This window comes from Shouchella patagoniensis, assembly GCF_002019705.1.
Lineage (GTDB): Bacteria > Bacillota > Bacilli > Bacillales > Bacillaceae_D > Shouchella > Shouchella patagoniensis.
This window is the reverse complement of the sequence record NZ_KV917377.1, coordinates 3,646,650-3,659,341: the sequence shown is the minus strand read 5'-3', so window position 1 is coordinate 3,659,341 and position 12,692 is coordinate 3,646,650. Positions and strand designations below refer to the sequence as shown.

Sequence of the window (12,692 nt, the reverse complement as noted above, 5' to 3'; positions counted from 1 at the left end):
CAAATATTGCTTTAATGCTAGCCCGTATACCAGTCGAAAAGATTAATGTGCCGCTTATGACGATTGCAGGCGAGGAAGATCAGATGTGGCCAGCTGCTGATTATGCTCGAATGACAGAGAAACGATTGCACAAAACAACTGTGCAAAAAAACACCTATACTACCCAAAAGCTGGCCATTTTCTTTCCTTCCCTTACGCTCTACCAGGTATGCCTGCAAATGTTCAAATGCAAATTGGTGGTGGGATGATTATGGATTTAGGAGGTTCAAAAAATACCAACGCTCAAGCTGCATCTGACAATTGGCCACACGTCCTCACCTTTTTAGATAACTGTACAAAACAAGAGATTACATCTCTCCCGCATTAATTTTCCCAATGTAAAATAGGTTTTAAATCTATCCTTTTGTGAAATAGGCTAGTAGAAGCCAAAATTAGAAAGGTGATTAAAATGAGAATGCGGAACGTCTTAGGGCTTTGTGCAGCATCCGCCCTTCTCACTGCATGTGGGGACAGCGGGGAAATTGAAGCACCTCTCGAAGAAAACGCCGACAGTACCATCGGACAACCCTCAGCTGTTGCCCAAATGAATGACACGAATGGTGACTCCGTTGGGGAAGTGCATTTTTATGAGGAAGGTAACCTTACAAGAGTCTCTGCGACGGTTGAAGGACTTTCCCCTGGCTATCATGGCTTTCATCTTCATGAAGAAAGCATGTGTGAAGTAAACGAAGAAGAAGATCCTTTTGAATCTGCAGGCGGTCATTATCATAGCGATGATGATGAACACGGCTCTCATACTGGTGATATGCCTTCATTATTTGTAATTGAAGACGGCACAGCTCAACTCTCGTTTACTACAGATGCTTTTTCGACAGAGGACCTTATTGAAACGACCTCTGTAATGATTCATGAAGATCCAGATAATTTCGGTCATATCCCGGATCGCTATACGTCAGATGAACAAGAGACAAGTGGACCAGACGAAGAAACGGCTACAACCGGTGATGCTGGTGATCGAATTGCTTGTGGTGTTGTGGAAGCATCTTAGAAAAACAAAAGACTGTCCGCATGATACCGGACAGTCTTTCTTTTCATTAATAGATTTCTTTTGCCTCTTGGGGCAATTTACATACATGTTCTATATATGCGCGCACTTTGTTTACATAAGGGAATGGGTATTCAAGCTCTAAAATCTTTGCTACGGAAATAGCTATATCATCAAATAAATCAGTCGCTACAAAGAAAGCACTCCATATCCCTTTTTTATCAAGTTTAGAATACGTTTCTACTAATTTTTCCCAGTCTTCCTTTCTTATGTACCTTTCTAAATATTTGCCGCTCTTTCCAATACTTACTTTATAATTAGTCTTCTCACCAACTTGCCATTCAAGCATTTGCAAGAGCATTGTACGCATAATCGAAAGATGATCTATTGCATAAATTAGTTCGCCACGCCATAGACCTTTAGCAACATAAGTAGCTACCCACCAAAATTCATTGCAGCAATCGGAAAAGAGTGCGTAAGTTGGCTGTTTCGCCCAATAATCTTGATCTGTTGGTTGTGGTAATTTTGGTAAATCTCCATCTTTATCTAACAAAACAACAGCTAATCGTTCGCCCCCATTCCATTGGTCTCGCTCTTCAATCGGAACAAGTGTAAGATCGATACGATTCCCATCTTTGAACAACATTAAATACGAAAAACGCCCTCCAAGGCTTGGTGGAAATAAGTCCATATCTTCTGGTGTTTGCATGATCATTCGTTCCCCAAACACATCAATCCAATGTTCATTTTTTATAAATGGGTCCATGTCTTTTACAACAAACACCACATCGTAATCTTGAAAAGGGTCTTTTTTAGCATTAGGATTTGTCCTTGAACCATTTAATCCAACAGCACGCACACGTTTATCTTGCTTTGCCACTTCTAAGATCAATGCCATCATTTCTTTTTCAGTACGCACTGTTTTCTCACTCCTTATCATGCTTAGCTGTGACTAAAAGAAAATTAAACTCCCCAATCTTTTACTAAATGCTTACTGTTAAGTAATACGTTACGTTTGTTTCATTTCCTGCCATTAAAAAAAATCCATCTATCCGTGGATAGATGGAACGTTTTATTCCTTATTGCGCAGAACGTTCTGCTGATTCAACCGTATGTTTTAACAACATTGAAATGGTAACTGGACCAACCCCGCCTGGAACTGGAGTAATGGCAGACGCACGTTCGGCACACCCATTATACTCACAGTCACCAATATTCCCTTTATTATAACCAGCGTCAAGTACGACAGCCCCTGCTTTAATCCAATCACCTTGGATAAATTCAGGTTTTCCAACAGCAGCAACAACAATATCTGCCTGCTTTACATGCTCACTAAGATTTGAAGTACGCGAATGGCATGTTGTGACTGTAGCATTTCTGTTTAATAACATTTGTGAAACAGGTTTTCCAAGGATAGGGCTTCGTCCAACTACAACTGCATGCTTTCCTTCAATCGGAAGATCATAATGATCTAATATAGCCATGATTGCCGCTGGTGTACACGATGGATAGTTAGCGAATCCAAACGCATTCTGAGCAAAGCCGAGTGTTGTCACACCGTCTACGTCTTTCTCGATTGCAATTTCATCAAATGCTGCACGTTCATCAATTTGTTCTGGTACAGGATGCTGCAGCAATATACCATGTATTGCTTTATCTTCATTTAGCTCGCGAATCGTTTTTAGCAACTGCTCAGTTGTCGTATCTATCGGCAATTCAATTTTCTTCGACTCAATACCGAGTCGTCTACAAGCGTTTCCTTTCATGCGTACATACGTAGCCGATGCAGGATCTTCACCAACAAGAATTGTCGCCAGACACGGAGTTACGCCTTTTTCTTTTAACGTCTCAACTTGTAGAGCTAATTGTTCTTTTATGCTTTTTGATACTTCCTGTCCGTCTAAAATCATGGGCTCCTTCATTCAAACCACCCTCTCTTATTTGAACGTTTAAAAGGCAAGACGTCACATAAGCCATCTTCCCTCTGCCCAGGCGCACGGCATTTGTTCCTATGCTCCCTCGTGGTTATCCACATTTTGCGCCAGTCACATAGGTTCTTTACGTTTTCGTGTTTATTTTACCACATATACTCTTTTATTTGCACATCTCATCCTCTATATCCGAACAAAAAAGAGTAGAAATAATCAATTTGTCCGCCATTTTTGTAAATTCACATTTTAGGATGTGCATCCATTTCTCTTTTATCCATGTTCTTCTGTAAACAATCCGATAAAAATAAGAATGCTAATCATAATCTCAAGTCAGAGCCACTCGAATAATAAACAGCAGGACCCGATTTATTAATCGCTCCCCACTGTTCGTTTGTTTCCTTTTTTTAATTACAGCCATTTCTGCATTGCACCGTTTCACCTTCAAGTTGTAGCGTAGAGTGTTCAATATGAAAGGTTTTTTCTAATAAATCCTTTGCTTCTTTTAACAACTGATCACGTTTGGTTTCTTCAGATACAACCAAATGCGCTGATAATGCTGGAAAGTCAGATGTAATTGACCACAAGTGAAGGTCATGAATTTGAAGCACTCCCGGTAATTCTTGAAACTTCCTCCTTACTTCATTCACTTGAATTGTTTCAGGGTTCCCTTCCATTAATACATGAACCGAGTCTTTTGTTACTCTGTAACCACTCACAAGGATTAAAATAGCCACGAGCATGCTTGCTATTGGATCGGCAATCGCCCAACCAAAGAAGAAAATGAGCAAACCTGCGACAATGGCACCAACTGACCAAGCAAATCACCTAACACGTGGAGAAAGGCACCTCGCATATTCAAGTTTCCTTTCACATCAGAACCTCTCATTAAGATCCAAGCAACGAACATATTAACAAGTAACCCCACTGTTGCGATTGTTAGCATACCAATACTTGCAACTTCGGGTGGATTGGCTAGCCGATTAATTGCTTCCCAAATAATAAAAAGCGATATACCAATTAAGGTTAATCCATTTAAGAAAGCGGCTAATATTTCAAACCGTTTGTAGCCAAATGTCTTCGAGGAACTCGCCGCTCTCTCACCAAATTTAAATGCGAATAAAGCAAGTCCAAGCGCAATTGCATCACTTAACATGTGACCTGCATCAGCAAGCAATGCCAGACTTTGCGTCAATAATCCACCAACAAACTCAACTAGCATAAAGACTGTGATTAAAAGAAACGAAATCAATAACACTTTTTTATTATTCGTGTGTATATGACTGTGACCGGGACCATGATGATGATCGTGATCATCATGTAATTTTCCCATAATACTCCCTCCTAATCGTGCTTCGCATGTTTAATTGTTGTTTCCAAAAGAGCCATCACATGTTCATCTTCCGGAGAATAATACATCGATGTACCAACTCTACGTGATTTTACAAGTCTTAAATTTTTTAAGAATCGTAGCTGGTGGGACACCGTTGATTGCCCAAGCGATAACTCATCAACAATTTCGCCAACCGCGCACTCTTTCTCTGCTAATAAGTGAAGAATTCGAATCCGCGTTGGATCACTTAGCGCTTTAAATGTTTGCGATACAATAAACAACGTCTCTTCATCAAGATCAAAATAGTTCTCCATCATGGCAGCACTCCCCTTATATATGATTATATGCTCATATTACAATATTTAGTGTTCAAACACAAGTTTTCATAACAAAAAACCGTCATGTTTTAAAAACGGCATGCAGGTTTATTCTTTTATAGAATATGGGAGGTTCCAACTTTAAACGTGTTACAGCAAATCATTTTGCTTCTTACCAATTATACTTTTTGAATATGGTAAACTATCACTAATCATTTATTCCTTAGGAGGTTCTCTATGTTTGTTTCTGACAGATTACGCTTGCGCAAGATGAGTGATGAAGATATTCGAGTCTACCATACATGGCGTAATGACATTGATGTCATGTATTCAACGAGCCCTGCTCTTGACCTGTATACATACGAAGAAACTAAACTGTTTGTTGAATCAGTTATTCTTAGTACCGAAACGTCAAAAAGCTATATCATTGAAGAAAAAGAGACCAATCAACCGATTGGTCTTACATCACTTATTCATATCGATATGAAAAACCGTAACGCGGAATGTATCATTGATATTGGCGATAAGAACAGTTGGGGTAAAGGATACGGGACAGAAGCATTCACATTACTTCTTAACTATGCTTTTTTAGAATTAAATTTACATCGTGTTTTTCTAAGAGTATTTTCCGCTAATCATAAAGCCATTCGGCTTTACGAAAAGCTAGGTTTTAAGCATGAAGGATCGAGTAGAGAAGCATTATACAGGCAAGGCAAATGGCAAGATATCGTTCAAATGGGATTATTAAAGAAAGAATATACATAATCGAGAAAAACCAACAACCCCATCTCGCTTTGACGATTGCCTTAATGTTAGTTGCTTGATAAGGACACCGGTAACACCAATTAATAATAGACCAACTACGATTTTTAGTACATCAGCAGCAACCAATGTTAAAAACGCAACCCCAATCGGTGCGCCCATTAGACTTCCTAAAACTAATCGTTTTACAATAGTAAGATTGATATCAGCAAACAGTTTAAAAACCAAGGCAAGTGATATCATAATGGATAAGACCAAATTTAATTGGATAGCTGTTTCCGGTGCAAATAGTAATAATAATAAAGGTGTGGCAATAATTGAGAATCCAAACCCTGTACTAGTTTGCAAAATAGATGCTGCTAGTACAATGCAGATAAAAAAGAACAAAGTCACCTTTCGTCCCCTTTCAGAAACACTCTTCATTTTACCATTTCTAATCAGGCTGTAGCTATGTTGATTAGAAATGAAACATCCTCAACTTTAATTTCTCGAAAAAAATACAAACCTTTTTCTAGGTAGCTGCATACCTTGTTATGGAGAAACGCAGGAAGGGGGCATGCCAAATGTCTTACGCAGGTGGAGCAGGCGGTTATGGAGCTGGCGGTGGATTTGCATTAGTTGTTGTTCTATTCATTTTGCTTATCATCATCGGAGCTTCTTATGTAGGTGGCGGTTACGGTTACTAAAAAAATCTTTTTCGTTCATTATTAAAACAAACTGTGGCACCTAGCGAGCGAACCTTGCTAGGTGCCTCTTGTCTTTTGTAACCAGCCATCTTAAACCTATGCTATAGTTAAAAACGAATAATTACAATAATCTAACCTTATTAGGAAAGGAGATGCGAATGCTTACTACTATGTTTATTCCAATTAACGGTCAACGTACCCATGTCATTTCTGATATCCATGGTGAATTAAATCAATTTAAACGCTTGTTACGAGAAATTGATTATCGGAAAAACGATTTCCTCTTTATAAACGGTGATCTATGGAATCTCATCCCTTACTTAGAAAAACAACCAAATTCAATTTTTAATGAAATGCTTCGAGAACAAGGTGTCAGCCTTAATTATTTCCCTTCGATTGATGAACTCTCCACTTTCTATTTACTCACTACAGTGACGAACTCAACTGGTTATCTTCTCTCCCCCACGCATACGAAACAGAGGAGCATATTATTGTTCATGCAGGGCTTACCGATCAACTAAACTGGCGTGAGACTAGTGTCAGTGATGCTATATCCATTTCATCTTTTTATGAAAAAAAACACCAAGCAGACAAGATTGTGATTGTTGGACATTGGCCCATCAGCAACTACACGCATACAACCCAAAGTCATAATAACCCAATTATTGATACAGACAAGCGGATTATTTGCATTGATGGTGGCAATCAATTAAAACAGAGTGGTCAATTAAATGCACTTACGATTGAAACAGATACTTATACGACTTCTTATGTTGATTGCTTATCAGAAAAAAGACTAATTACAAAACCATTTCTTAGTGGGGGACAACGACTCGGCATGATTGTATGGCCTCATTATGCACTAGAAATACATGAGCGATCTACCTACTTTACACGTTGTAAAAACATAGGTCTAGGAACAATTCAATGGGTAAAGAATGAATACATATGCCAAGAAAATGGACGTACTTATTGTGTTAATGATGTTAGTACAACCTTGCTTGATGTTGTCGAAGGTGAATTTGTTTATATGATGGATTCGAGTTGTAACGGATATGATTTAGTAAAACAAAATGGAGAATTTGGCTGGATTCCAAAAGAAACACATAAAAAAATGTGAGGAGTAATTGTTCTCCTCACATTTTCTCAATATACACACCTTCATCATACTTCCACTCTAAGTAAAAGATTTCACGATAATGATCAATTCGGTGCTCAATTAGCTGCTTTTTCATCCACTGCTCATCAAGTCCTGCTTTTTTTACGTTTTCCCAATCAACGATGCCGTCATTTATAAACGTTACTGGTAAATAAACAGGTTTATCTTTAATCTTCATATCTTCATAAGTTGGTTTATCATATTTTTGCTTTTTCATTACGCTTACTGTTCCATCCGTTTCTAGAATCGCAAAGGCGACTTCCCGTACAGAAAACGCATCTTTCTGCCTTAATAAATGTTGTAATTGGTTCATATCAAGTTTATTCCGTTTCATTTCCTTACGATTAAGATGCCCATTTTGGATAATAATTGATGGATTTCCTTCAAAGAATTTCCTCGTTTTACGGAATTTCTGTGTTGACCATTCGATAATATAAAGGAGCAGCCCCCAAATACATATGGAAAATAGAATAGTCCCAATTCGAGTTTCATTATCATAAATCGCGTTTCCTACAAGCTCACCTAAAATTAAGGCAGAAATAAAATCAAATGGTGTGATTTGTGCAAATGATGTTTTACCCATTACCTTAGTGAGTATAAGCAATGCAAAAAGTCCTATTGTTAACTCAACTGTTGTTTGGAGTAAGTTAGCCAAGAGTATCCTCCTAATTACGTTCTCTCATTTAGCTTGGTCAAAAGGAAGCCATTTAAAACAAGAAAATCCATTTATATCAACCAATTCCCCATTAAAAATGAGTCTTACTTTTACACACTTCCTTAACAAAACTTTCATGTTGCTCTTTGTCTTGCTCCGGGTATATAACAACATCACGTTTTACGTACTGTAGGAGGACACTTGATGACAATAGAATCATTCATTATTGGCATAACTCTCATTACTATTCAGCTATATGCCTTAAAAATCGTAATAAATACACCAATTGGTGAGAAGAAATTGCTTTCTTTATCAGGCGGGGTCGCCATTTCCTATGTTTTTGTCTATCTTTTGCCTACGATGCACGAAGAACAAGATAAACTTGGAGGAAACCTTGCACTTGATTCAGAGCTTTATTTTTTAGGCTTAATTGGTTTGCTTGTTTATTACACTGTTTATAAATTCGCCAAAACAAAACGCGCTAAGAAAATGACGCCAGAAACCATTTATTTAGTTCAAGTTGGCTTCTTTGCTTTTTATGCATTCATGATCTCTTATATTGTCTTCTCATCTGATGTAAAAACAATAGAAGCTTTATTTTATGGATTAGCAATCGGACTTCACTTTATTGGAATCTCTTATCACTTAGGTATTGATAGTCAGGCTCTCCATCACCGTTTAGGGCGTTGGGTACTGGCTTCAGCCACTTTAATTGGTTCAATTGCCGGATTTTTTGGACCATCTTCAGGTCTATTTGTTGACTCAATGATTGCATTTAGTTCTGGTGCAATGATTTTTAACGTGATTAGCAAAGAGTTGCCAGAAGAAAAGTATGCACACTTACCTACATTCTTGCTTTCTTCCATTTTATATGCAATCACATTGGTTACACTTAAAGCTATATTTAATTGGTAAAAAAGAAGAGGAAGCATAGCTAACTGCTTCCTCCCTTCGTGATTAATGATAGCTCATTAAACCTTGATAAATCGCTTCTGCTGCTTGCTCCCTGAAAGCTGCCGTCTTCATTAGCTCTGCTTCCTCAACATTTGTCACAAATGCTAATTCCACTAGAGCTGCTGGCATTACTGTTTGTTTTAACACATTAAAATTAGCTGATTTGACGCCTCGGTCCGTTCGACCCAATTCAACAACTAACTCATTTTGAAGTGACTCTGCAAGCGCTCTTCCTTGTACACTCGATGGGAAATGATACGTTTCTGTGCCATTTGCACTTGGTTGTTCCCACGCATTTGCATGAATGCTAACAAACGTATCCGCTTGATTAGCGTTTGCCATTTGAGCCCGCTCATTTAAACCAATATACGTATCTGCTTGTCTACTCATTAACACTTCTGCCCCAGCTGCTTCTAGCATTTGCTTAGTTTGCACCGCAACATCTAGGACAACTTCTTTTTCTTCCAAACCGTTTGCTACAGCCCCAGGATCATTGCCACCATGCCCTGGATCGATCACGATCGTCTTTCCAGATACATCTGCTTTAGCAATCGAATTTGATAGAGACCAACTACTTAAAGTAGCTATTAAAGCTATCCCACATATTGCTACTCTTTTTTTTATGTACATACGCTCGACTCCTTCTCACGATTAGCCTCTAATTAAAACTAGTCTAAGAGAAAGAAACGAGTGGAACAAGGTACTTGAAGCAAGTCACCACTAAATTAATAGAATCCTGTCATTTTCCGTAAAATAACCAAGAATAATAGCAAAACCTATGCTTTTTGATGGATATATTTCAAATGATAACAGCTAAATGAAACCGATTCATTCTCCCCTAGTACTGAAGTCTGGTCGTTGAACATTTACTGTTTCCCAACTAAATATGCCTTAAAACCCATTCCCTTTCAAGAAAACAAGTCAAAACTCTCATATTCAAGAAAAACAATGCTCCAATTTCCCAATCTCTTTTTTTATATAGGTAACATTCTATAGACAAAATCATTAAGTGATTAAAACGAAAAGAACACGGCTATCTTTTATCTCTTCGCTTTAATTTCCCGTTTTCTCTTCCCTTCAATTGCAGTTTTTCCATCTTATCTTTAATCGCTTGTTTTTTAGCATCCGTTTGATTACGATTCATACGTATCAAACGGATTTCAGATTGGTCATCAGTTAACTCTAAATTAAGTCTACTTCCTACTTGACAGCCTTGAGGGAGATCACTCTGGTCTATAATAAATTGCTTATTTAATTCGTCAACTAACACCACTGCTTTTTTTTGATCTGAAAAACGATCAATGATTCCAAGTGCCATCATTTCTATTTATCCCCCTATACATGCAAGTCCTTGTTCTTTTATTTTTCCAATGCGCGCCTCACCTATGCCTGTTAATTTCTTTAAATCATCGATTGACACAAAAGGCCTAAGTTCCATTAATTCCAAGGCACGCTCTGGTCCAATTTCAATTATCTCTTCTAATTCTGATGCATAAGCACTGTTAATATCGATGCACCTATCAGGCATAATTTCTTCACTTGCACGTTCATCATTTGGCTTTGCATCAGGGGTTATCGTTTGTTCTGTTTTCGTAAGAACTTCATAATTGACTCCATCTGTTTCAACCAAGACTGTTCCATCTCGATCTGTTCCATATATAATCGCGCCACTCGCCTCTAAATTAGTTAAAACCTCTTCATGAGGGTGACCGTAAGAATTATCTTTTCCCGCTGAATAAACAGCGATTTCTGGAACAACGGCTTCAAGAAATGCTATAGACGAAGAGGTATCGGAACCATGATGTGGAACGCTTAAAATCGTTGAAGCCAATTCATGCTCTCTAGCAATCATCTCTTCTTCAGCACTTATTTCCGCGTCCCCTGTAAACAAGAAAGAAACGTCGCCATATTCAAGCCTTATTGAAATCGAACCGTTATTTAGGTTACCAGTCACCTCGGTTGGATGAATGACTTCTATACTGACGGTTCCCATCTCATACCTTTCTCCTGAGCGAGGCTCGTGATAATCTATATCATTTGCAGCAATCGCGTCTAAAGCCCGCTCAAACACTTGTGTCTCTGCTAAATCACCCGACATCCATACCTCTAATACCTCAAATTCTTCAATCACGTCTGCTAGCTGACCAATATGATCTGCGTGAGGGTGAGTCGCAACAACCAAATCAATTTCTGTTACCTCTTGAGCCTTCAAATAGTCCACAACATTTGTTACGTTCCAATCGCCGGTGTCAATTAAAATTCGATATTCTTCATTGCCTTCCACGTATTCTACGAAAGTCGCATCAGCTTGACCAACATCAATAAAATGGGCGCGAAGATCTTCTAATTCCTGCTCGTTCTTTTCTTGCTTTTTAACTGAAAGATCTTCTTGAACATGTTCCGGGGTACAACCCGTAAAGAAAAAAAGTACTAGTAATAATATGAGATACTTGTCTATGTTTTTTGTCATGTTAAACTCCTATGTCTAAAATCATTCATTCAGTTTACCATGACTAAACAAATAAGCTCTATCATCAATTAGAAATATACCGGACCCCTTACCTCCAACTCATCTTTTCAAAATAATACGCTTCATACATTTCAAGACCTTTGGCTGTTTCTTTAGGTGACTCAATGACTCCAATCCTTCCATAGATAACGTTGCGCAAGTACTCACCAAAAACAATCGACTTGTTTTTATCTGTTTTCATCCAAGAGCTTCAGTAAGCAAGGATGCATTGACAAAACATGTAACAAATGGATAGGGAATTAGTTCAATTTTTGCTGGTAGATATTTTTTTAATACGCGCAGTTGTCTACCCGTTGCATAATTTTTACAAACAAAAAGGAGGCTATGCATTGTAGAAAAATCAACTATCTTTAGCGCTTCTTTAACGTTTTCAATCGAACTTTTTGATTTTTGCTCTGAAACAATACGGCTGTCAGGTACACCAAACTTCATTAGATTCTCCACAATGAATGCTGCTTCTGATTTGATTCCACCCTGCCATGCTGTATGTTTCAATCCTGCCGAACTTGTTCCACCCGTCACAATTACCCGCTTACCTAATCCTTTATGATAAGCTTCAAGAGGTTTCTATTTCTATTGTCTATTCCAAATCAACTATTACTTGTTTCTTGTTTCCTAGTAATAATCCCCGCCCTCTGAACAGCACTTTCTTGTGGAGAAAAAAGATGTATTCAAATGTCTGATCGCTCAACTGTATATCCAGATCTGTTGAGCAATTTCTGCATCATTTAAAGGCCCCCTCTAGTCTACCTTTATATTTAAATCCGTTTCACCGTGCCTTACTACGACGATCATGCAAAGCCCTTCAAACGTCATTCGCTTCAGACGACTCTATTCCTGCTTTTTATAGAAAAAGCGCTCTTCCTGATAACAGAAAAAGCGCCTAGATTACATAAATCAGTCATTTACTTCTTGAACGAGAATAGACGAAACTGCGCTTGCAACAAATTTTTCATTCTGCCAAAGTTCAGCTGTTACATAACTCATTGTCTTACCGAATTTTCCAACTATTGCTTCGATCATAATTTCCCCTGGCAAAGCGGGACGATGAAAGGATACAGTTAAATTCACTGAAGCAAATGTTTGCTTATCATTGACCATTGATGAAATGGCATAGGCAATAACAACATCTGCGGCCGATGAAACAAACCCTCCCATTATAACGCCATTCCCATTAAGCATTTCCTTTGTTGGCTTCCAAATACCAACTGCTCTACCCCCGTGAACTTCTCCCATTTCTACCCCGATCATCGTATCACACGGAGGAGGCTCTTTACCTTCTACTATCACGTCCATTAAGTGATGTGACATCCTATTCCTCCC

16 protein-coding genes, 3 pseudogenes and 1 riboswitch are annotated in these 12,692 nt (G+C 38.3%); of the genes and pseudogenes, 7 read left to right on the top strand and 12 right to left on the bottom strand.

Annotation, left to right across the window (positions count from 1 at the left end; genetic code table 11):
• The first annotated feature begins 14 nt into the window (after nucleotides 1-14).
• A pseudogene (locus tag BK584_RS25630) lies at nucleotides 15-367 on the top strand (acyl-CoA thioester hydrolase/BAAT C-terminal domain-containing protein).
• 81 nt (nucleotides 368-448) lie between these two features.
• Nucleotides 449-1,048, top strand: coding sequence for a superoxide dismutase family protein (locus tag BK584_RS18980; protein WP_078394034.1), 600 nt, complete (start codon nucleotides 449-451; stop codon nucleotides 1,046-1,048).
• 46 nt (nucleotides 1,049-1,094) lie between these two features.
• Here the strand turns inward: BK584_RS18980 and BK584_RS18975 are convergent, their stop codons facing one another.
• The 4 genes and pseudogenes from BK584_RS18975 to BK584_RS18960 all read right to left on the bottom strand — a co-directional run bounded on the left by BK584_RS18975 (nucleotide 1,095) and on the right by BK584_RS18960 (nucleotide 4,623).
• Nucleotides 1,095-1,964, bottom strand: a complete 870-nt coding sequence (locus tag BK584_RS18975; RefSeq protein ID WP_078394033.1) for an aminoglycoside 6-adenylyltransferase — start codon at nucleotides 1,962-1,964, stop codon at nucleotides 1,095-1,097.
• 160 nt (nucleotides 1,965-2,124) lie between these two features.
• Complete coding sequence (locus tag BK584_RS18970; protein WP_078394032.1) at nucleotides 2,125-2,967, bottom strand: bifunctional 5,10-methylenetetrahydrofolate dehydrogenase/5,10-methenyltetrahydrofolate cyclohydrolase; 843 nt, start codon at nucleotides 2,965-2,967, stop codon at nucleotides 2,125-2,127.
• Between the two features lie 57 nt (nucleotides 2,968-3,024).
• A riboswitch (ZMP/ZTP riboswitch) is annotated at nucleotides 3,025-3,104 on the bottom strand.
• A 276-nt stretch (nucleotides 3,105-3,380) separates the two neighbouring features.
• A pseudogene (locus BK584_RS18965) lies at nucleotides 3,381-4,306 on the bottom strand (cation diffusion facilitator family transporter).
• A gap of 11 nt (nucleotides 4,307-4,317) precedes the next feature.
• Nucleotides 4,318-4,623, bottom strand: a complete 306-nt coding sequence (locus BK584_RS18960; RefSeq protein WP_078394031.1) for an ArsR/SmtB family transcription factor — start codon at nucleotides 4,621-4,623, stop codon at nucleotides 4,318-4,320.
• Nucleotides 4,624-4,860: 237 nt separating this feature from the next.
• On the opposite strand from BK584_RS18960, the gene BK584_RS18955 reads away from it, so the two are divergent.
• Nucleotides 4,861-5,388, top strand: a complete 528-nt coding sequence (locus tag BK584_RS18955) for a GNAT family N-acetyltransferase (protein ID WP_078394030.1) — start codon at nucleotides 4,861-4,863, stop codon at nucleotides 5,386-5,388.
• On the opposite strand, the gene BK584_RS18950 is transcribed toward BK584_RS18955, so the two are convergent.
• Nucleotides 5,368-5,778 carry a sulfite exporter TauE/SafE family protein gene (locus BK584_RS18950; protein ID WP_169871393.1) on the bottom strand — a complete coding sequence of 137 codons (411 nt, stop codon included), beginning with the start codon at nucleotides 5,776-5,778 and terminating at the stop codon, nucleotides 5,368-5,370. The two genes, BK584_RS18955 and BK584_RS18950, sit on opposite strands and share 21 nt — an antisense overlap.
• A gap of 170 nt (nucleotides 5,779-5,948) precedes the next feature.
• Here BK584_RS18950 and BK584_RS18945 point away from each other — a divergent pair, with 170 nt between their 5' ends.
• From BK584_RS18945 to BK584_RS18935, 3 genes are all read left to right on the top strand, one after another.
• Nucleotides 5,949-6,071 (top strand): YjcZ family sporulation protein, encoded by a 123-nt coding sequence (locus BK584_RS18945; RefSeq protein WP_139365711.1) that lies wholly within the window; start codon nucleotides 5,949-5,951, stop codon nucleotides 6,069-6,071.
• Nucleotides 6,072-6,229: 158 nt separating this feature from the next.
• Nucleotides 6,230-6,592 carry a metallophosphoesterase gene (locus tag BK584_RS18940; RefSeq protein ID WP_078394027.1) on the top strand — a complete coding sequence of 121 codons (363 nt, stop codon included), beginning with the start codon at nucleotides 6,230-6,232 and terminating at the stop codon, nucleotides 6,590-6,592.
• 77 nt (nucleotides 6,593-6,669) lie between these two features.
• Complete coding sequence (locus tag BK584_RS18935; RefSeq protein WP_078394026.1) at nucleotides 6,670-7,191, top strand: hypothetical protein; 522 nt, start codon at nucleotides 6,670-6,672, stop codon at nucleotides 7,189-7,191.
• Between the two features lie 16 nt (nucleotides 7,192-7,207).
• Here the strand turns inward: BK584_RS18935 and BK584_RS18930 are convergent, their stop codons facing one another.
• Entirely contained in the window at nucleotides 7,208-7,885 is a 678-nt protein-coding gene (locus tag BK584_RS18930) for a DUF421 domain-containing protein (RefSeq protein ID WP_078394025.1), read from the bottom strand.
• 204 nt (nucleotides 7,886-8,089) lie between these two features.
• Here BK584_RS18930 and BK584_RS18925 point away from each other — a divergent pair, with 204 nt between their 5' ends.
• Nucleotides 8,090-8,800 (top strand): hypothetical protein, encoded by a 711-nt coding sequence (locus tag BK584_RS18925; RefSeq protein WP_245808912.1) that lies wholly within the window; start codon nucleotides 8,090-8,092, stop codon nucleotides 8,798-8,800.
• 42 nt (nucleotides 8,801-8,842) lie between these two features.
• Here BK584_RS18925 and BK584_RS18920 read toward each other — a convergent pair whose 3' ends face one another.
• The 6 genes and pseudogenes from BK584_RS18920 to BK584_RS18900 all read right to left on the bottom strand — a co-directional run bounded on the left by BK584_RS18920 (nucleotide 8,843) and on the right by BK584_RS18900 (nucleotide 12,680).
• Nucleotides 8,843-9,469, bottom strand: a complete 627-nt coding sequence (locus BK584_RS18920) for an N-acetylmuramoyl-L-alanine amidase family protein (RefSeq protein WP_078394023.1) — start codon at nucleotides 9,467-9,469, stop codon at nucleotides 8,843-8,845.
• Nucleotides 9,470-9,872: 403 nt separating this feature from the next.
• Nucleotides 9,873-10,160 carry a DUF3006 domain-containing protein gene (locus tag BK584_RS18915; RefSeq protein WP_078394022.1) on the bottom strand — a complete coding sequence of 96 codons (288 nt, stop codon included), beginning with the start codon at nucleotides 10,158-10,160 and terminating at the stop codon, nucleotides 9,873-9,875.
• A 6-nt stretch (nucleotides 10,161-10,166) separates the two neighbouring features.
• On the bottom strand, nucleotides 10,167-11,309 hold the full coding sequence (locus BK584_RS18910; RefSeq protein ID WP_078394021.1) for an MBL fold metallo-hydrolase: 1,143 nt from the start codon (nucleotides 11,307-11,309) through the stop codon (nucleotides 10,167-10,169).
• Between the two features lie 88 nt (nucleotides 11,310-11,397).
• Nucleotides 11,398-11,550: a hypothetical protein gene (locus BK584_RS24755; RefSeq protein WP_169871391.1), complete on the bottom strand. Its 153-nt coding sequence runs from the start codon at nucleotides 11,548-11,550 to the stop codon at nucleotides 11,398-11,400.
• Nucleotides 11,547-11,918, bottom strand: a pseudogene (locus tag BK584_RS18905) (YdcF family protein); the annotation flags it as partial. The pseudogene BK584_RS18905 and the gene BK584_RS24755, both read right to left, overlap by 4 nt.
• Nucleotides 11,919-12,266: 348 nt before the next feature.
• Nucleotides 12,267-12,680, bottom strand: a complete 414-nt coding sequence (locus tag BK584_RS18900) for a PaaI family thioesterase (RefSeq protein WP_078394019.1) — start codon at nucleotides 12,678-12,680, stop codon at nucleotides 12,267-12,269.
• Between the last annotated feature and the right edge of the window lie 12 nt (nucleotides 12,681-12,692).